This is a genomic window from Cyclobacterium xiamenense (assembly GCF_009467825.1).
Lineage (GTDB): Bacteria > Bacteroidota > Bacteroidia > Cytophagales > Cyclobacteriaceae > Cyclobacterium > Cyclobacterium xiamenense.
Window position 1 is genome coordinate 63,241 of the sequence record NZ_WIOK01000005.1, and the last position, 19,630, is coordinate 82,870.

At 51.0% G+C, this 19,630-nt stretch carries 17 protein-coding genes; 11 read left to right on the top strand and 6 right to left on the bottom strand.

All coding sequences use genetic code 11. The annotated features are described in order from the left end of the window. Nucleotides 1-5 precede the first annotated feature (5 nt). Nucleotides 6-1,607: a hypothetical protein gene (locus GCU44_RS05125; protein WP_154854699.1), complete on the bottom strand. Its 1,602-nt coding sequence runs from the start codon at nt 1,605-1,607 to the stop codon at nt 6-8. A gap of 235 nt (nt 1,608-1,842) precedes the next feature. Here GCU44_RS05125 and GCU44_RS05130 point away from each other — a divergent pair, with 235 nt between their 5' ends. Beyond that, on the top strand, nt 1,843-2,703 hold the full coding sequence (locus tag GCU44_RS05130) for an arylamine N-acetyltransferase family protein (RefSeq protein ID WP_154854702.1): 861 nt from the start codon (nt 1,843-1,845) through the stop codon (nt 2,701-2,703). A 53-nt stretch (nt 2,704-2,756) separates the two neighbouring features. Further along, nucleotides 2,757-3,896, top strand: coding sequence for a BamA/TamA family outer membrane protein (locus tag GCU44_RS05135; protein WP_154854706.1), 1,140 nt, complete (start codon nt 2,757-2,759; stop codon nt 3,894-3,896). Between the two features lie 37 nt (nt 3,897-3,933). On the opposite strand, the gene GCU44_RS05140 is transcribed toward GCU44_RS05135, so the two are convergent. Further along, nucleotides 3,934-4,179 carry a hypothetical protein gene (locus tag GCU44_RS05140; RefSeq protein ID WP_154854709.1) on the bottom strand — a complete coding sequence of 82 codons (246 nt, stop codon included), beginning with the start codon at nt 4,177-4,179 and terminating at the stop codon, nt 3,934-3,936. A 1,323-nt stretch (nt 4,180-5,502) separates the two neighbouring features. Between GCU44_RS05140 and GCU44_RS05145 the strand changes: the two genes are divergently transcribed. Further along, on the top strand, nt 5,503-6,861 hold the full coding sequence (locus GCU44_RS05145) for a Gfo/Idh/MocA family protein (protein WP_154854711.1): 1,359 nt from the start codon (nt 5,503-5,505) through the stop codon (nt 6,859-6,861). A gap of 161 nt (nt 6,862-7,022) precedes the next feature. Here GCU44_RS05145 and hrpB read toward each other — a convergent pair whose 3' ends face one another. The 3 genes from hrpB to GCU44_RS05160 all read right to left on the bottom strand — a co-directional run bounded on the left by hrpB (nt 7,023) and on the right by GCU44_RS05160 (nt 11,305). After that, entirely contained in the window at nt 7,023-9,497 is a 2,475-nt protein-coding gene (gene hrpB / locus GCU44_RS05150) for an ATP-dependent helicase HrpB (protein ID WP_154854714.1), read from the bottom strand. Between the two features lie 78 nt (nt 9,498-9,575). Further along, nucleotides 9,576-10,085 carry a DUF2911 domain-containing protein gene (locus tag GCU44_RS05155; protein ID WP_154854717.1) on the bottom strand — a complete coding sequence of 170 codons (510 nt, stop codon included), beginning with the start codon at nt 10,083-10,085 and terminating at the stop codon, nt 9,576-9,578. 74 nt (nt 10,086-10,159) lie between these two features. Continuing rightward, nucleotides 10,160-11,305, bottom strand: coding sequence for a Gfo/Idh/MocA family protein (locus GCU44_RS05160; protein WP_092177199.1), 1,146 nt, complete (start codon nt 11,303-11,305; stop codon nt 10,160-10,162). Between the two features lie 168 nt (nt 11,306-11,473). On the opposite strand from GCU44_RS05160, the gene GCU44_RS05165 reads away from it, so the two are divergent. After that, on the top strand, nt 11,474-12,247 hold the full coding sequence (locus tag GCU44_RS05165; RefSeq protein WP_092177196.1) for a 3-ketoacyl-ACP reductase: 774 nt from the start codon (nt 11,474-11,476) through the stop codon (nt 12,245-12,247). 107 nt (nt 12,248-12,354) lie between these two features. Here the strand turns inward: GCU44_RS05165 and GCU44_RS05170 are convergent, their stop codons facing one another. Beyond that, on the bottom strand, nt 12,355-12,594 hold the full coding sequence (locus GCU44_RS05170) for a hypothetical protein (RefSeq protein WP_154854720.1): 240 nt from the start codon (nt 12,592-12,594) through the stop codon (nt 12,355-12,357). A 155-nt stretch (nt 12,595-12,749) separates the two neighbouring features. Here GCU44_RS05170 and GCU44_RS05175 point away from each other — a divergent pair, with 155 nt between their 5' ends. From GCU44_RS05175 to GCU44_RS05205, 7 genes are all read left to right on the top strand, one after another. Then, nucleotides 12,750-13,271 carry a PaaX family transcriptional regulator gene (locus GCU44_RS05175; RefSeq protein ID WP_092177190.1) on the top strand — a complete coding sequence of 174 codons (522 nt, stop codon included), beginning with the start codon at nt 12,750-12,752 and terminating at the stop codon, nt 13,269-13,271. Further along, nucleotides 13,268-14,200 carry a glycosyltransferase family 2 protein gene (locus GCU44_RS05180; protein WP_154854723.1) on the top strand — a complete coding sequence of 311 codons (933 nt, stop codon included), beginning with the start codon at nt 13,268-13,270 and terminating at the stop codon, nt 14,198-14,200. The genes GCU44_RS05175 and GCU44_RS05180 overlap by 4 nt, the downstream gene beginning before the upstream one ends. Before the next feature lies 1 nt (nt 14,201). Beyond that, the gene (locus tag GCU44_RS05185; protein ID WP_154854726.1) at nt 14,202-14,921 is read left to right on the top strand and encodes a GNAT family N-acetyltransferase; all 720 of its coding nucleotides are present in this window, start codon (nt 14,202-14,204) and stop codon (nt 14,919-14,921) included. Between the two features lie 13 nt (nt 14,922-14,934). Then, entirely contained in the window at nt 14,935-15,933 is a 999-nt protein-coding gene (locus GCU44_RS05190; protein ID WP_154854729.1) for a hypothetical protein, read from the top strand. After that, nucleotides 15,934-16,851, top strand: coding sequence for an O-fucosyltransferase family protein (locus GCU44_RS05195; protein WP_154854731.1), 918 nt, complete (start codon nt 15,934-15,936; stop codon nt 16,849-16,851). Nucleotides 16,852-16,854: 3 nt separating this feature from the next. After that, complete coding sequence (locus tag GCU44_RS05200; protein WP_154854734.1) at nt 16,855-18,102, top strand: hypothetical protein; 1,248 nt, start codon at nt 16,855-16,857, stop codon at nt 18,100-18,102. A 303-nt stretch (nt 18,103-18,405) separates the two neighbouring features. Continuing rightward, the gene (locus GCU44_RS05205) at nt 18,406-19,485 is read left to right on the top strand and encodes a DegT/DnrJ/EryC1/StrS family aminotransferase (RefSeq protein ID WP_154854737.1); all 1,080 of its coding nucleotides are present in this window, start codon (nt 18,406-18,408) and stop codon (nt 19,483-19,485) included. The last annotated feature ends 145 nt before the right edge of the window (nt 19,486-19,630 follow it).

Consider the following 19,630-nt stretch of genomic DNA (forward strand, 5'->3'; position numbering starts at 1 on the left):
ATGGATCACAGTTCCCGGCCTCGTTCTGGGGGCACATTCCCGTAGTCCCAGGGTCGCCCCTGAAAAGGCGGAGCCTTCGGCGCTTCCGGAATGGGCCCCGGTTCGAGTTGCCGGATCAACGTCAGACTGGCCGCGACAATCTTGGGACCGGCATCTATTTCCAGGTTGCTGTAGGAGGTAAGGCGGGTTTCGTATCCGCCGCCCTGGGGACCGAAGGCCTCCCGGCTGGGTACGTAGCCCACGCAGTCGTTGGCCATGGTCACGGGAAAGGTACTCGGGAAGGGACTTTCTGCTTTGATCTGTAAGCCAAGGTCGCAGAAAAATTCAGCAGGATTCGCAGTCAATACTGCGGGACCGAGCTGGATTACCTGCAGCGGAACATCATGTATGGGGTTTTGCTTGCCCCAGCTGTCGAGCAACAGGGTTTCTTTGGCGAATATCCAATTCGTTTTGCCTACCTGCTCCGGTGCCTGTTTTGCCAGTTGCAAGGATTCCCGTACCCTGGCTTCGGTAGGCATCCTTCGCTTCAGGGGCAACAGAAGCTGCTTGCTGTCCACCCTCATCCGGTTGGACCGGGGCAGGTGGAGCATGGTTTTGACCACCTCCGCACCCACGCTGGCGCCCACCAATCGGGCCCAATCCTCTCCGGAGGGGTTCGGGCTTGGGTTGCGGTTGTTTACCTGAGTTATGTCGCCGCTAGCGCCTTGCAAAAACACTACCACGCAATCCGGGCCGAATGCTCCCCGAATGGTTTGTTCCATGTAATACACCCAATTTGCGGAAATACCTCCAGGGTTGGTGGTGGTATGGCAGGCGTAGTTGACCAGGCAGCCCATGCATTTACCGTCGGCATCCCAGCTGCCAATGACGCCAACTTCCGGATCAATTGGTCCGGCAACCTGCAAAATATCCGGATTCAACTGCCCCGGATGGGTATAGGTCCTTCCGTTTTTCATGAGAAAGCGCCTATTGAAGGCCACCTTCTCCTCCTTGCCGCTACCGATCCCAATACGCGCTTCCTGTAGGTTTTCCAGGGCCCGCAGTGCTGTAGCCAGGGTTGTTTCCTTTACCTGATCCAGGTAGGCCGGGTCTGCGCAAGAAGAATGGGTGTAAGCAAGCTCCTGAATGAAGGCATCGGATTGATCGTATTGCCCCGGTTGCACCATGGCTGTTGGGCCAGAGGAATGGGAGTGTGAAGCTGTCATCAGTATTTTTTCTACAGCGATGCCGCCCTTTTCCTGAATGGTCCGTTTGACCTCATCTACCCAGGGTCGGTATACTGCCAGTGCATCCAGCGAAACGATCAGCACCTGTTCCGTCCCCGACTGAAAGGCAGCGATGCGTACCTTGCAGGGGTCATGAAAAGATCGGTGGTACTGTTTGCCGTAATTTCCCGGCTGTTCCATGCCCAGTGTAGGAGAAATGTCTCCCTCTGCAAAAGCCGCTTTTACGGGGTCGGCAGTTTTGCTCGGGAGAACCGCTTTTGATCCCGTAAAGTCGTTCGCCAGGTTTTGCCCGATCAGTGGAGGCGCCAGACTCAGGTATCCGGCAGCCAGGCTGGAATTTCGCAAAAATTTTCTTCGGGAGGAGCTCGGCTTCTTTTTCATGTGCAATCAGGAGTCAGGTGGAAGGTTACCAGGTGGTTTTCATTGGATTTTATTTCCGTTCTACCGGAAAAACCTGTTTTTAAGATACAGTAAATCATCGGTATTCCCAGTTAATCCTTGTTTTTTTTGCACATTGTTCGCTTCGGAAATGGGATGGGCAGGTAATTTTCTTTTGTGAAATTATTTCTATTGGTTTGGAAAGAGTAAATTTAATTCAACGAAAAATCTACAACGAATGTCAGATGCAATAAAAAGCCTGGAACTTTTCGAGGGAGGGCTGGAAGAAAAATCCCTGCAAGCTTATTTTAACCGAGTTGGGTATGGAGGGGAACGGGAACCTACTCTGGAGGTGCTCCAGCAACTGCATTACCTGCATCCGCAGGCCATTCCCTTTGAAAACATCCATTCCTTTTTGGGAATCCCGGTTGCCTTAGGCCTCCCGGAATTGGTGCAAAAGTTGGTGTTGGAAGGTAGGGGAGGATACTGTTTCGAGCAAAACCTACTCTTTGGGCAGGTATTGAGGACCATGGGATTCCTGGTAAAGGGATTGTCCGCCCGGGTTTTTTGGGAGGTACCGGAGGGGGAGATCAAACCCAGAGACCACATGTTGCTTTTGGTTCAGGTAGGCGGAAGGAAATACATCGCAGACGTGGGTTTTGGAGGAGCATCGTTCACGGCACCTCTTTCTCTGGACGATCCCGATCCGCAGGAGACACCCATCGAACAGTACCGGATTTCCAAAGAGGCGGACTTTTATTACGTGGAAATTTGGGTAAAAGAGGAGTGGAGGCTTATGTACCGGTTTGGATTGGAACCGCAGTTATTGCCGGATTACGAGGTCGTCAGCTGGTACCTGTGTACCCATCCTTCCTCACTGTTTGTGAAAGATTTGATGGTTGCCCGGTGCATGCCCTGGGGAAGGTATGCGCTTTATAACGACCGCTTTACCATTCACCGAAAGAATGAGGCAAGCCAAAAGCGAACCATAACGAACTATCAGGAGTTAAAGGAACTATTGGAAGAGATTTTTTTGATACAGCTACCCCAACACGAGAAGTTGCCGGAACGGTTGAAGAAATTGATTTCCGAAGAATAAGCGAATAAGGGAAGCGCAGGCTTTCTGTCTTTTTTTAAGAAATGGCTACTACAATGATGAAGAAGTGTTGGATGATCGTTTTCCTGATGGGAAGCCTCGCTAGTGGGAACCCGGCAGGCGCGCAGGGATTTATTAAACGGTATATCCATTCCTTTTTGAACGACACCAGCGATATTTCCAAACCGCAGTTTCTTCTGTACCCCACGCTGGCTTATGCGCCAGAGACCAGTTGGGAAATCGGATTCAGTGCCCTGTATGTGTACTACGCAAACCGTGACACCACCCATCGACTGAGTGAGATCAATGCATTTACGTTCTTTACCCTGGAAAATCAATACGGATTATGGATGGACCACGCCAACTATGGGCCGGGAGATCGCTGGTTTTTTCTGGGTAGAATACGCTTGCAGAGTTTTCCACTGCTGTATTACGGCATCGGTAACGACAGTCCGCCAGATTTTTTGGCCAGAGTAGATGCCAATCAGGTATGGGTGAAAGAACGCGTACTCCGTAAGGTACGGGATAATCTGTTTTTTGGGCTTGAATTCGATTGGCAACGATTGCAGCAGGTTCGATTTGTCCCTTCGGAGCCAGGGGCGACACTGGAGCTCCCCGCTGGATACCAGGGCAGTTCGAACCTGGGCCTGGGTCTGGGCCTGGTTTACGATGACCGGCACAACGTGCTGAACGTACGGGATGGCCACTTCTCCGAATTGGCCGTTATGCGGTACAACCCATTTTGGAAAAGCGAATTTAATTTTACCACGGTTTTGTCAGATAACCGGATCTACCGGCCCGTTGGAAAAAACAACGTGCTTGCCGCACAGCTATTTGGCCAGTTTCAATCCGGGATCGTTCCCTTTAACCAACTATCGCTGATGGGTGGGGAAAGCCTGATGCGAGGCTACTATACCGGGAGGTACCGGGACCGCAATCAGGTGGCAGCTCAGGTAGAAATGCGGTTTTTACCTTTTCCGTTGGGATTTACCGATCGAATCGGCGGAGCGGTGTTTGCCGGAACAGGCCAGGTTTTTCCGGAAATCAGGGCTTTTGATTGGAATAGAATGGTTTGGTCCGCTGGCGGGGGACTGCGGTTTTTGCTATTTCCGAAAAAAGATATTTATACCCGATTGGATCTGGCGTTTACAAGCGAAGGATCCGGGGTCTATTTTTTTATCGGAGAAGCATTTTAAGAAAAGCTACCGTTGTACGCCTGAACAGCCCTTCCGGTTAGTTTTGGCTCAATTGCCGGTAGTCAAGCTTGAAGTCGATCCGAAGAATTTCCCGGACGTTTTTTTTTTCGATAGCCTCGGGCATTTTTCCAACCTTCCAGTTGGCCGGCTTCCGGAATTTCTCTCCTTGCTGGAAATGGTCAAACGTCTCCGGATCATCGGCCGCAGATCGAACTGCCTTGACTATATACAAGAGGCTCAAACTAATTGCAAGTATTACCGACACTACGATGTACGTTTCCATAATTTCCGATCAGTTAAAAATCAGGCCTATTTTTTTGGCTTCCGAACCGCTCTCGGTACCCATTTGGTTTTAGAGTTCCGAATGATTGATTAACATTTCAAAATTAGTAAAATTTAATTACAAAAATTAATAAAAATAGGTTGTTTTTATGAGTATTTTTTTGTAAATATAAAATAGTATTTTGTTGTATTATTTTTGTATTTCATGCGCGGTAGGTAGGTTTTTCTGGGAAAAACGTCAAAATGCTTACCGGAAGGCCAGGCCTGCCGCACTATTCCTGCTTGAAAAACAGGTAGAGAAGTTTGGGCTTTCCCGCTTTCCAACTTGTTTCTAAACCGAATTTTCTCACGGTTATAGGTACTGATATCAGCTTTATGTTTGGTTGGAAGTGGTTCGTAAGCAATGCGGAAGCTTTGCTATGGATATTCTCATCGGTTTGTTGGGCACTGTCTCTTGGCCTCGTACCATTTGACACATCCCCGAAAGGAGTTTACGAAAGTAAGCAGGGGAAACAACTGCCAACATGCAATGCGGTTCTGGAACGAAAATTCGATGAGCAGGTAAAAGACTTTCGAAAACCGAGTAAGTGGAGTGATTTTGTTTGGTGCGAAGGCTGCTGGTTTCATATTTTTTTTGTTATTTGTACCTGCTTCACGGACACCTGAATACGGATGCTTGCTTTGAATACCTCGAACCTATCGAACACAAACGGCCTTTTTTCCTCGTGGAAAAATACAAGCGAACCGTTTGGGTTCCCGAATCTTAGACCGAAGGATTGCTTTCAAACCCGTGCATCAAGTTTTTCAGCGGGAGCAGTGGAGCGACGTTTTTCGGCTGCATCCCCTAAACTAGCGAGGTCTGAACGAAGCCAGAAAGGTCGTTTACCAGCAAAATCTGAAGTCCAGACCGGTTGTGGCCGGTGCGGAAAATTTCGAAAAGATTCGGTTCGGGAGAAAGCGTTGGGACCAACCTTAGTTTTTATTCGTGAGGATCGTGAAACCAATACTTCCTTTTGTAGTTCTTTCCTTAGCCGGAATTTCCCGGGACAGGATGCCGGGTTTCTGTCGGCTAGTCAACCTGTTTGGATCCGTTTTCAGGTACCTTTTGTGGGAAGGGTTGCGGTTCGTAGGACAACGACTGGGGGTTTCGGCGTACCGGTATCTGAGAGAGCGTCCGTGTATCGCCCCGGCTTTCTCGAGAAAATGGGAATAGGAGACGGGATTCCGTACTACAGCCCCGAAAAATCGAAGAAGCGGCCACCGTTGCTCGCCCTCCATCGGTACGTTTCAGTTAATAGAAAAGTCAAGCAATAAATCGAGTATCATGAACAAGAAAAAAAAGAACCTACTTTCCCGAAGAAAATTTATGGGAACGGGCCTGTTGGGAGCAGCAGGCATGGGAATGTTGAACCAGGCCAGTTACGCCAGAGGTCCATTGGTGGAGGGAGCCATGGATCAGCCAATGCAGCCAGGAAAAACAGGGGTAGAAACGCTTCGGTTGGGTTTTATCGGGCTAGGGCGGCAAGCCAACGGGTTGTTGAGCAACTTTATTGCCCTCCCAGACATTGAAGTTATCGCCGGATGCGACGTGTACGGGGCAAAACGACAACGTTTTTTAAACCGGACAACTGCCTATTACCAGGAGCATAACCGGGACGTGGAGGTGGCCGTTTACGAAAATTACCACGACCTCTTGGCCAGAAAAGATGTGGACGCGGTGGTTATTGCCACGCCGGATCATTGGCATGCGCTGATTTCCATTGATGCTTGCAGGGCGGGAAAGGACATTTATCTGGAGAAACCGCTTACCTATACCATTCGGGAGGGACAGGAATTGATCAAAGCGGTCCGTTCCAATAATATAGTACTGGCGACCGGCTGCATGCAGCGCTCGTTTGCCAATTTTCAGCATGCGGTTAAAATGGTGCACAAAGGGAGAATTGGCCCGGTTAGCAAGGTCTATGCCTGCGTGGGTGGTCCTCCGAAACCATTTGACCTGCCCAAAGAAGAGGTGCCGGCTGATCTAAACTGGGACCTTTGGCTCGGTCCGCTGAATGCCCCCATTCATTATAACCACGAGTTGAATCCGCCCATTTCTCTGGATCCACCGGAAAACGAGAAAATGTGGGGCGGATGGCGCTGGTACAAAGAAACCGGAGGTGGATTGACCACGGACTGGGGTGCGCATATGTTTGATATTGCCCAATGGGCCATTGGAATGGACCGTAAAGGACCGGTTTCCATTATCCCGGCAGGGTATCAGGATACCGAATACCTCACGTTTACCTACTCAAATGGTGTAACAATAACCGAGCAGCCCTTTGACAAAAAAGAAACCAGGGGATGCAAGTTTTTTGGCAAAGATGGCTGGATCGAAGTATCCCGCTCGCATTACGAGGCATCGGACCCTTCCCTGTATCCGTCACTTGCGGAAGGAGAAAGCCTGCAGGGAGGTGGATCAAAGGATCATTACATCGACTTTATCGAATCGGTGAGGCGAAGAAAAGATCCCATTGCTTCGGTAGAGATCGGCCACAGCACCTGTGTCACCTGTACGCTGGGTAATATCGCATACGACCTGGGCAGGCCTTTGAATTGGGATCCGGATACCGAGCAGTTTGTCAACGATCCGGAGGCAGAAAAACACCTGCATCGGGCATATAGACCGGGATACCGATTGTAAAAAACTCAAAAGGAGGCACCTCTATGGTGCCTTTTTTATTCCCACGTGCTTCGTAGGTTAGGGGTAGGCCGCAGGTAAGTACGCCGGTGGTAGCAAGCGTACGTCCTAAAGGAGATCGGTATTTTCAAGAAGACCCGGATCCGGTCCACAAGCGGGTGGTCTTATTTTCTCCGGGGGACCCCCGTAATGGCTTGCGCTTCCCAGGGGTTTTCGGGCCACAGGTGTTTGGGATACCTGCGTTTCAGTTCTTTTTTAACTTCGTGGTAGGTTTGGTTCCAGAAATTTTCCAGGTCCTGAGTCACCTGAACCGGTTTGTATCCCGGAGACAGTACGTGCAGCAGTAACGGCACGCGATTCGCATTAATTCGTGGGGTCTGTCTCCACCCAAATAGTTCCTGCAAGCGGGCCGCCAGTACCGGGGGTTCTCCCGAAGAAAAGTACCGAATAGCACCCCAGGACCCGCTCGGCAATTGGATGCGTTCGGGTGCGAGCTTGTCTGCTTCGGCTTGTTGCGAAAAGCTGAGGCTATGCTGGAGGATTTCACGTAGGGGTAATTTTTTCAGGTCGCTTGCGGTGCGTGCCCCCTTCAGGTAAGGGGCCAGCCAGGTTTCCGCCCGGGCTAGGAGTTGACCGGTGCGCACGTCCGGCCAATCGGCATCGGGATTCCAGGTTTTAAGGCTGAGAATTCGGTTTTGCCATTGGACGACCGCCTCGTCAAACGGCAGCCATTTTTCTCCTGAATTAGCGAGAGTTTCCAGGAGCACTTGTTGAATTGCCTCGGGGTCGGGGGACTGGATGGTCTTTTTTTGCAGCAGAATTTGTCCGATTTTCCATTCTTCTACTGCCTGCGCTGCCTCTTCCTGGGCATCCCAGTAGATTCTGGGCCGTATTTTGACCATGGGTCTCAGGTCACTTGGGGAAAGGGGAGATGCCAAAAAGATTTTCCCCGTTCGATCGCGTTCGTTTACCTGGGCGATGGCGAGCCAGGTTTCCCTGGCGAGGTCGTCTCTTCGTTCCATGCTGGCCATTCTCCCGTTGGCCAGTTGGAATAGGCCCTGATTTCCCGGTCGTGCGGATGCAATTCTCTCCGGAAAAGCCTGCGCCAGTAGCAACCCCGTTTGGTGGGGGTCTACCGCTCCGTTTGCGGCCTGTATACCGATCAATTGCCGGAAAGATTGGGCTGCTTTTTCAATTTTCCGGAACTCCTGCTGACCCCGGCTGCTTTGCCGAAAGCGGCGCAAGCCCTCTATTCGCAGGTTGATGTCCAGGCCTGCTCCTGCGGGCAGGGGATCTTTTTCCTCCAACACCGCAGCCAGATCGGTTGCCAGCGCCTGTAGGTCGAGTTCCTGACTAACCACCAGCAAGTGGGCAATTCTGGGATGGCTGGGAAATGCGTGGAGGGCTTTTCCATGAGGCGTGATTTTTCCGGATTCGAGGGCGCCCAGGTGCTCCAGGGTCGTTACGGCTTCCTCCCAATGTCCCTGTGGAGGAGGGGTAATCCAGTCCAATTCCCTGAAGTCCGAAATGCCCCATTTGTACAGCTCCAAGACCAGTGAGGCGAGGTCGGTTTGCTGTATTTCCGGTTCCCGGAACGGAAGTAATTTGTCCTGGGTGGCCCGGCTCCACAGACGGTAGCAGGTTCCCGGCCCCAGGCGTCCGGCTCTACCGGCTCGTTGGGTGGCGGTATCCTGGGTGACGGGGAGGGTTTCCAGCCGGTTGAGTCCGGAATTGGGATTGTACCGGGAGCTTCGCATGAATCCCCCGTCCACCACGATCCGTATGCCTTCGATGGTGAGGCTGGTCTCGGCAATGGCGGTGGCCAGAACAATTTTACGCTTTCCTTCCGGGTGCGGCAGCAGGACTGCCTGTTGTCGACCAAACGGCAGCTGTCCATATAGGGGAAGAATTGCCAGTTCCGGGTAGCGTGTTTGGAGTATTTTTGCGGTTTTCTTTATTTCCCCCTGTCCCGGAAGAAAGGCCAGGATGTCCCCTTCTCCACTGGCAACGGCATCGCCAATCACCGAGCTTATGGTGGAGGGGAGTGCGTAGAGGTCGGTGCCTTCGCAGTAGCGCAGGTCGACGGGATACTGCCTTCCCAGGCTTTCCAGTAAGGGAATTTGCAGCTTTTCGGCCAGCAAGCGGCTATCCAGGGTAGCCGACATGACGAGCAATCTCAGGTCCGGTCGGAGTACCTGGCGTACCTCGCGGCAAAGCGCCAGGCCCAGGTCTGCATGGATGCTGCGTTCGTGAAACTCGTCGAAAATCACCAGCCCGGTATCGGACAGCGAATTATCTGCTTGCATCATGCGGGTAAGAATTCCTTCCGTGATGACTTCGATGCGGGTGTTTTTTCCCACGCAGGTATCAAAACGTACCCGGTATCCCACCCGTTCGCCTGGGGATTCCCCCAGCAGCTGTGCCATGCGCTGGGCCACCGTTTTTGCAGCCAATTTGCGTGGTTCCAGTAACAAGATTTTTTTACCTGCCAGCCAGTTTTCTTCCAGCAAGGTGAGTGGCAAGAGGGTGCTTTTTCCGGCACCGGGTGGTGCGTGTAGCAACAGGGAAGGCTGATCTTGCAACAAAGCCTTCAGCCGGGGAAGGACTTCCAGTATGGGTAGGGAAGGGAATGACTTCAAGACAGGTGGGGAAGGAAAATTCTGGCTAAAAAAGTAACCTACGGCCGAAAATAGATTTCCGGCCGTAGGCAAGGAAATTTACTTGATGGTTGCTTTGGCACGTCCGTATTCCCATTTCACCTCCATGCCGTCCGCGACGATGTCGTAGACCAGATTTTCGGTGAGGGTTTGGGTTTGGCCGGAGGGTACCTGTACCCGAAGGGCGTCCTGACTTTCGTCGTATTGGGTGCCCCATTGCCCGGTTTGTTTGTTAAAGATAAAGGTACTGTTGTACTCATCCGGGATGATAAAGAAACTGTATTTGCCAGCAGGCAATGTTTTCCCCTGGATTTGGATGTCTTTGCTGGTTTCGAAAATGGTTGCTTCGTTTGCCCCTGCTCGCCAGACTTTGCCAAGCGGCACGAGCTCGCCGAAAATCGTGCGGCCCTTTACGGCGGGGCTGCTGTAATTTACCGTGATTTTCGCTCCATTAACGGTGCCTTCCGCAGTTTTTGGGGGACTAGCTCTTTCCTGAGCCTGGGAGAAAAAGACAACAGCTAGCAAAAGTACTCCGGAGAGACCAAGCATTTTTAAGGTTGATGTTTTCATGTTGGTATTGATTTTTTGGTTTGAAGTTGAAATACGTAACGGTATAAGGTATGGGATGGTTAGTCTTTCCAACCTTAAATTTTAACCCAGGCCTGTTTTTTATGACTTTCGATGATGCGTTCGCAAATCAGCAACTCCCGGTATCCGTCCTCAAACGTAGGGAAGCTGGGTTTTTCGGGTTGCTTGCCTTCAGCGATCGCGGCGTAGACCTCTTTAAACATTTGCTTGGAGGTATCCGGAAATCCTTCGTTGTGGCCTCCCGGGAAACCAATCAATTTGGCGGCCTCGGGGCTAAAAAGGGAGGGGTCTTTCATCAGGTGCTGGTTGGCTGTTTCTCGTTTTCCAATCCAGAGTTCGTTGGGCTTCTCGCTGCACCATTCGAAATTGGCCTTTGAACCTGCGATTTCGATGTTGAGACGGTTTTTTCGACCGGCATTTACCTGACTGACGGTGACCGATCCTTTGTTGCCGTTATCAAACCGCAACATCACGGTGGCATGGTCTTCGGTGTTGATGGGCACCTCTTCGTAATCCGATTCCTGAAGCATTTTTCCGCTGTAGGTTTCGATGGCCTTAAGGGGCTTCAGGCGGGTCTTGTGCACGGTAGAAAAGTCGGCCATGACCTCCGTTACTTTCAACCCGGTGACGTATTCGGTGAGATCGAGCAAATGAGAACCGATATCCGCGATGGCCCGGGAGTCTCCCGACTTGTCCGGTTCCAGTCGCCAGTTGTAGTCTGTTTGCAGAAAAAGCCAGTCCTGCAGGTAGGAACCCATGATGGAGTAAATGTCTCCAAGTTCCCCGCTTTCTCGCATGGTTTTCATTTGCCGCACCATGGGGTAATAGCGCAGGTTAAAATGAACGGCATTGACCAGGCCTGTTTTTTTGGCCAGGGCTACCAATTCTTCCGCTTCTTCTATTTTGGTAGCCAGGGGCTTTTCACAAATCACGTGTTTTCCTGCCTCCAAAACGGCCTTGGATTGGGCGTAGTGTAGAAAGTTTGGGGTGCAGATATGCACGGCGGTAATGGATTCATCCCGAAGCATGTCTTCAAATACCATGGCTTTTGCTATGCCCAGTTGCGCGGCTTTGGCCCGGGCCAATTCCTCGTTTACCTCACAGAGCGCCGCCACTTCGATATTGGGATTTCTTCTCAGCGCTTCGATATGGGCAGGGCCAATGAATCCTGTGCCAACTACCGCTACATGTACTTTTTCCATAATGATTGGTTTATTGTAAAAGATAGCCTTAAAGATAGAAGGTACTTTTGTATTTTTCAATGCTCTCTCACTTTTCCCGGTGCAGGACCGGCAGCAAAGCGTTCCCGGCGACGGCTATTTTTCCAATTTTCTACCAAAAGGCTGGTAGGGAATGCCTATTTTTAGCGCATGAACACGGATCGAAAAACAGCCCTGGTTACCGGTGCCGCCCGGGGCATTGGTCAGGAAATCGCCCGGATATTGGCAAGGGAGGGGTATTCGCTTTTTCTTGCCGACAAGCTGCCGGAAGCAAACGAAACGGTACAGGCCTGCAGGGCGCTGGGAGCTACGGCTGCTTTTGTCCCTTGTGATATCACCGATGCCCAACAGCGGGAGAACCTGATTCAGACCGTTTCCGCCGGTACCGGCCGACTGGATATCTTGGTTAACAATGCGGGGATCAACGTGCGGGAACGACGAGACCTGTTGGAAGTGGAGGAAGGCGACTACGACCGGGTGTTGGATACGAATTTACGGTCTCCGTTTTTTCTTACCCAAAAAATTGCTAGTTGGATGATTCAGCAAAAGGAAGCGTTCCCGGAGCGAAACCCATGCATCATCAATATTGCGTCGCTGACATCCTATGCGGCTTCGATTCACATGGCTCCTTATTGTTTGTCAAAGACCGGGGTGAGCATGATGACCCAGCTTTTTGCGCAGCGACTGGCGCCGCATGGGATTGCGGTCTACGAGATCCGTCCAGGTATCATCCAAACCGACATGACCACGGCGGCCAGGGAAAAATACGATCGGTTTATTGCGGAAGGAGGACTGCCAATTCCCAGATGGGGTACACCTGCCGACGTGGCCCAGGCGGTATTGGGCCTGGTTCGGGGGTTTTTGCCCTATTCTACCGGTGAAGTGATCAACGTAGATGGAGGCTTTCACATGCGCAAACTTTGATAGCGGCTCAGTCTCCGGGTAGGGGCTGGCTGCTTGGGAAATAGTCCGGAATTTTGGTAGAATTTTTCGGTCTCCCTCCAGAAGCAGCAGCGGCGAGTTCTGCTAAACTAAAATAGAGTGAGTGGGTACTGCGCTGGCAGGCCCGCTTCCTTAGGCTGAGAGTTGGACCCGTTGATATCCAGCATCGTCGCAGTTTGCGAAGGAGCACGGTAGTGGGTCCTTGTTTTTGTGGCTTCTTTGGCCGGAACGGGAAGCGGGAATCCCAGACCGTTTGCCAGAACTGCCGCCACAACGAATACCCGTGCTTTAAATAAAAAGAAGAAGAAAAGTTGCTTTTTTCGGTTCATCGAGTAATTTTGTTACTCTTAGCCTGTGCCTCACGTGGCGAAGCTGTATACGGTTTTCCGCACCCAATCAACCAATCGCTACTTTAATGAATTTCATGGCTATTTTATCGTTTTTCGTATCGTTTTAACGCTTTTTTAAGCGGCACATCCTTCCCTTGCTGGATTCCCTGATCACCTCCAAAACGAGGATTAAATTACTGGTTAAGTTCTTTTCCAATGCCGGAAACCGCGGATACTTGCGGGGCCTTGCGGATGAGTTTAACGAATCTACGAATTCGGTTCGGGTCGAGTTAAACCGGCTGTCTGAAGCGGGCCTGCTGCACTGGCAAAACCACGGAAAGACGAAGCGTTATCAGGCGAATGAATCCCATCCCTTGTACCAGGAAATCCGAAGCATCGTCAGCAAGTACCTGGGCTTTGATCACTTGATTGAGCAGGTGGTACACAACCTGGGCAATGTCAAAAAAGCCATCATTCTGGGCGACTATGCCAGGGGCAAGGATTCCGGGACAATTGAGTTGTTGTTGGTAGGGGAGGAGATTAATTCCGACTACCTGGACTTTTTAATCAAAAAAACCGAAGAAAAGATACAGCGAAAATTACGGGTAGAGGTAAAAGACTTCGTGCCGCAGGAAGCATTGTCTGGATTAGTGGTATTTGAAAAAGAAGAGGCATGAACGAAAAATCGGGTATTTTTCTATCGGTAGTCATCCCGGTATACCAATCGGCCTCCAGCCTGGAAGCGTTGATTCGGCGCCTGGGTTCCGTACTTCAGGGGATAAGTTCGCAGGTGGAGCTGATTCTGGTAGACGACGGTAGTTCGGATGGCAGTTGGGATTTGATCCAAAAAGCCGCGGATACCGATGCCCGTATACGGGGATTGCGGTTGAGCCGAAATTTTGGACAACATCATGCCATCGCGGCTGGATTGGATGCGTCGGTTGGAGAATGGACCGTGGTGATGGATGCCGATTTACAGGATCTACCAGAGGAGATTCCCCACCTGTTGAGCAAGGCCCAGCACGGGTACGAGGTGGTGTTGGGCAGGCGGATGCATCGGAAAGATGTCTGGCATAAAACGTTGCTTTCAACCCTATTTTATCGGATTTTTCGGTATTTGAGCGGTTTTTCCCAAGATCCGGCGGTTGGTAATTTTGGTATTTACCACAGAAAAGTGATCGGGGAACTGGTGCAAATGCGGGAATCGATCCGCTATTTTCCTGCCCTGGTCCATTGGCTGGGTTTTCGTCAGGGCACCTTCGATGTGCAACACGGGCACTCGGTCACTGGAAAGTCGAATTATAGCGTTCGCTCCAGAGTTCATTTGGGGGTAAACGCTGTGCTGTCCTTTTCGGATAAGCCCCTGCGCTTAACGGTAAAATTGGGTTTTGTTATTGCCTTAATGGGGTTTATATTTGCATTGATCACCCTATTTCGGTATTTCTCGGGAAGCATTGCGATACAGGGATATGCAAGCCTGATCGTTTCTATCTGGATGTTGTCGGGCCTTATCCTGATGACGCTGGGAGTCGTGGGTTTGTATGTAGGAAGAATATTCGAAGGGGTCAAAAATCGTCCGCTATACGTAGTGGCCCAACGAACCTGATATGATACAGTTTTTACCCTTTGATTCGTCCTTGTTTGGTTACCGGGTTGGTAAGTTGCTCCTTGAAAAATCGCTTCCCGATATGGATCGCATCCAATCAGCCGCACACGGTTACCAGCTAATTTACGTAATGGGAAAGCCCGGCCTGGTAAAGCTGGGCGGCTGGCCGCCCATCAGTACCCGGGTGGAACTGGTGAAAGCGATTTTGAAATCGGACCTGGAAGCCGATTCCGAGGATCTGGACGAGGTGGAGATAGGTGAGCAGGATCTCTCCGGCTCGCTCTCCGATACCGATCAGCAGCAACTGCGGGAATTGGTCTTTACCAGCGGCCAATGTTCCCGATTCCGGCAGGATCCCTTGCTTGCCAATAAGGAATACGAAAAACTCTATAGTACCTGGTGGGAAACCATCACCAGCCAAAACCACCGGGTGATGGTGGCCCGAAACGGTGACCGCCTCCTCGGTTTTATCACCTTTCGCCTGCTGCGGGGGCGTGCCTACGTAGACCTATTTGCCGTAGAGGGCAAATCTCAAGGAAAAGGAATTGGTAGGAAATTGATGCGCAAGGTATTTCAGGAAGTATATGCCACGGGCCTGGTACAAGTGGGATTGTCCACGCAAAAAGCAAACCAACGGGCCATGGCATTTTACCGAAGTGCTGGATTTCAGTCCCTGAAGGAAACCTTGATTGCGCACTGGCGGCCGGAAATCCCCGGATGAAAGCATCGCTTACTTGATCACACATACCGATACAGGACTGCAGGTAGTTCCCTACTCCCCCCGGTTTGCCAGCGCATGGCAGGAGGTGCTGGTTGCGGCTCCAAACGCAACCCTCCTGCATCGGCGATCGTACCTGGAATACCACGAGGAGCGTTTTCGGGACGTATCGGTACTTGTTTTTTCCAGGAACCATCCCCTGGCGGTTTTTCCCGCACACCGGGAAGGAAACGAGGTGTATTCCCACCGAGGGCTTAGCTACGCGGGGCTTGTTCACCGTAGCTGCTCGTTTCACCAAACCATGCAGCTTTACCGGCACCTGCTGCAGTACTATTCGGAGCAGGGAGTGTCGGCACTTGTCCTCCACCCGACACCGATCGTGTATGCAAGCGAATGCGCAGACCCGCTTCCCTACCTGATGTACCTGGCCGGAGCGGAGACAATCGATATGAAATTAACCCAGGCCATTGCGTTGCCGCTCGTCCTGGCCCACAAGGGGCGGAAAGCTACCGTTAGCCGGGCGGGCAAATCCGGCCTGGAAATACGATTGCAGGAAGATGTAGGCGAGTTTTGGGATGCCCTCCTGGTACCCAACCTGCTGCTACGCTACGGCAGGAAACCCACCCATACCCGGGAAGAAATGCGTTACTTGAAGTCCATGCATCCGGATTCAATTTACCAATACACCGTATTTGAAGCGGAAACTCCGGTGGCTGGCTCCACGGTGTACGAAACACCTACCTGCCTGCACACCCAGTATCTGGCAAGCAATGCCCGGGGCAGGGAGTTGCATGCGCTGGATTTACTCGTATACCACCTGGCTACCGAGGTAGCCGGAAAAAAACGCTACCTGGACTTTGGCCATTCTCATCAGCCAAAGGGCGGTGCGATCAATCGGTCTCTTTTTCGGTGGAAACAAAGCTTTGGCGCCGAGCCCTTCCCTCAGGTACAATACCGGGTACCCACCGCAGCCTGGAAGCAATTGGCCGAAGCAGAACGTACAACGCCCCGGTAAATGCCCAAACGATCCACCCCGGATAGGGAACGACTAACGCAACTTCGTAGGGAAGACTCTTACTACCACATTACTTGTTTTAAGGATGAATTTTACTGCAACGATCATCCGGATGGTAGATGCATGAGAGGTTTTTTCTCGCTTTTTATACAAGCGCTTAACGGAATGACCTTCGCGATAAAATACGGTTTGCCATACAAGGTAGATTTTTCAAACGCTACTTATCCCTATAGCAATGCCGGGGAGGAAATTCCTACCAATTTTTGGGAGGAATTGATGGTACCCCAAGCGCTTTCTCCAGATCGCTCTCCTGTCTATAACCTTAGGTACGAAACCTACCCACTTAGAATTTGGCATCGGGGTTTCCTAAGAAGTCTGCATCAAACCTTGCGGTCTGAAATACGCTTTCAGAAAAATCTGACTGAAAAAATTGCAGCCCTAAAGGAAAAATTCAAACCTTTCCGGGTTTTAGGACTACATGCCCGGCGAACGGATCACTATTTGGAGGTTCCTTCGGTTGATGAGGAGGTATTTCTGAGGAAAATTAAGAAAAAAATACAGGAATTTGACCGCTTGTTTGTGGCAACGGATGATGCGGTTTTTCTGGATGCACTGAAGCGGTTGTATCCAGAGAAGGTACTGGCACATGACTTTTACCGATCTAACGACAAGCAAGCTGTACACGATCATAGGAGTGGAAAAACTGGTCTTTTATTAGGCGAACAAGCACTTTTGGATTGTCTGTCGCTTTCTTTTTGCCAGGAGCTAATCCTATCCCCTTCGAATTTGTCTTATGCAGCCTTGGTTTTTCAGCCCGACTTGCCCTATTCCCTGGTAGAAAGCCGGGCGGCTGCCTGGTCTCGTCGAAAGACGCTGCTGGCCTACTTGCTAAACCGGTGGGGAATCCGAAAATGGTAAGGAGTGATTGAGCTGTATCCGCAAAGCGATCCGATTACCGCCGACTGTCCCCGCTGTGCGGGAAAGGAAATGCCGGGTACAGCGCTCTTTTTTCAGGGGCCTCATGTGTTGGGAGAACATGCCTGTACCGATTGTGGGTTGGCGTTTTATGCGACCTTGCCCATTGGTCATGCCGCCCTTTTTCCCGTTGCTTTTAGCCGGGATGGAAGATTTACCCGCTTTGACAGAAAGGAAGGTTCCTGGATGGCCCTGCCGCTGATTCGTTCCGTGCGTGAGGCTACTGCTGTAGCGGCCGGTATGCAACTGTTGCAGGCAAATCCCGGGGGAGACCTGGTAGTGGTCAACTGCCTGGACGGGTGTTTTGGGCACGTGTTTACCAAACTCTGGAACGTGTATTTGCTACAAAAGAAATTTCCAGCCAAAACCCTGGCGGTGCTGTTGCCTTCCCGTTTTCACTGGCTGCTGACCGATCCGACGGTGGAGATTTGGTCGGTAGACCTGCCCTTGGAGGAGCTGCACAAGGGCGTAAACGGACTGGATGCCTGGGTAAGGAAACAGTTTGCGCGGTTTCGTTCGGTGGCCTTGAGTCGGGTTCCGGTACATCCAAACCCAGCGGCGTTGGATCTTGGAGAAATCCTGCAGGCCAGGCCCTTTGATCTGGAGGACTTTATGCGGGTCCCCTTGCAGCTAACCTTTGTCTGGCGTTCCGACCGCTTTTGGTTGAATAGCCGGCTTCTTGCCCTGGTCGACAAGGCATCCATCAAGTTTGGTTTGCAGTCCTGGGTGCACGGCATCCTGTGCTACCGGCAGGGCAGGTTGTTGGGACGGCTGAGGCAAACGCTCCGCGAAGCCCTTCCGGAGACCCGTTTTTACCTCACCGGCCTGGGCAAGCAGGGTAGGCTTCCTGCAGGCTGGACGGACGAGCGGGTGGAGCAGATTGATCTGGAAGTGGAGCGAGGCTGGAACGAAATTTACCGGCAGAGTCATCTGGTGATGGGGGTACACGGTTCGCACATGATCATCCCTACCGCCCTGGCTGCCGGCTTTGTAGAAATCCTGCCCCGGCACAAGGTGCGGCATCTGACCGAGGACATTGGCCGGCAGCACCCCGGGCGTATGGGGCAATTTCTGGGCAGGTTTGTAGACGAATTTTCCTCCCCCGATCTGCTTGCGGAACACGGGGTACGTATGGTAAAGGAGTTTGAAAGGGTGTATGCGGGCTGGAAAGGGGATGTACACGAAGCAATGTGAGGAAGGACTTGTGCAGGAAAGCGAGTGGCAATTTGCCCCTCGGTTTAGTGCAGGGTCCATCCCGGTTTGGTAGTTGATCGGCCCGGATGCAGCATGATTTCCGCTAGTTTTACCTTACCCGAATAGGTTATATGTTGCCAAAATCCAGCAGCTATGTACGGTGAAAATTTCGTGCGATTGCACTGATTTTTAATGCAAAGGCTCATGAAGAACCTGCCGAAAATGTATCGCCTCGTTTGCGGAAGTATACCGAAAAGTTGATGCCTGTGCACGTTTGAGCGTACCTAAAATGATAAACGAACGATGATTCCCGTTACCAAACCATTTTTGCCTCCGCGGGAGGCGTACAACCGATACCTGGATGGTATCTGGGAAAGAAACTGGCTAACCAATAACGGTCCGCTTGTCAATGAACTGGAACTCCAGCTTAAGGAACACCTGAACCTGGACCATTTGCTTTTTGTGTCGAACGGTACCATTGCCCTTCAGTTGGCGATTAAAGCCCTCGGACTTCGGGGTGAAATTATCACCACTCCTTTTTCCTACGTGGCTACGACCACCTCGATTATCTGGGAGGGATGCACGCCCGTATTTGTGGATATTTTAGAGGATAGATTGACCATGGACCCCGATTTGATAGAGGCCGCGATTACTCCCAATACTTCGGCGATTTTAGCGACTCACGTGTACGGAATTCCATGCGAAGTTGAACGCATACAGCAGATAGCAGATGCGCATGGGCTGAAAGTCATCTACGATGGGGCACATGCGTTTGGTGTGCAGGTAAATGGCAAATCGATTTTTGAATACGGGGATATCTCCACCTGTAGTTTTCACGCGACCAAACTCTTCCACACCATTGAGGGAGGGGCAGTAATAACCAAATGTCCGGAAATCCTAAAAAAGATGGCCTATTTAAGAAATTTCGGGCACGATGGATTTGAAAAATTCAATGGGATTGGCATCAATGGAAAGAATTCGGAATTTCATGCAGGAATGGGGCTGGCGGTTATTCCTTATTTGGACGAAATTCGGAAGAAAAGGCAAAACCAGTTTGTCTACTACAAAGAGCTATTGAAGGGCTTACAGGTGAGGTATCCCGAGACCAGTCAACTAGAGAACTACAATTACGCGTATTTTCCGATTATATTCAATGACGTGATTTTGTTAAAAAAATGCATGCACCTGTTGGAGGAAAATGGTATCGGAAGTAGAAGGTATTTTTATCCCGCATTGAATAATATTGGGTTCAACGAGGGAATTTGCCCTGTTTCGGATCGCATTTCTGAGCGGGTTATTTGTTTACCCCTGTACCATTCGTTGACAAAGGAAGAGCAACGAATGGTTGCGAGGTTATTACTGAGAGTTCAGAATAACTTATAAATCAGTCAGTTAAATTGGTTCAATAGAGGACCACACCTAATAATAAAATGGGGTTAAACCGGTACTAAGACAAAAAAATAGCTACAATTTTTCGACTAGCCATTACATGCGAGCATTGGTTCAGCATTCGGTCGATCTTAGTTTC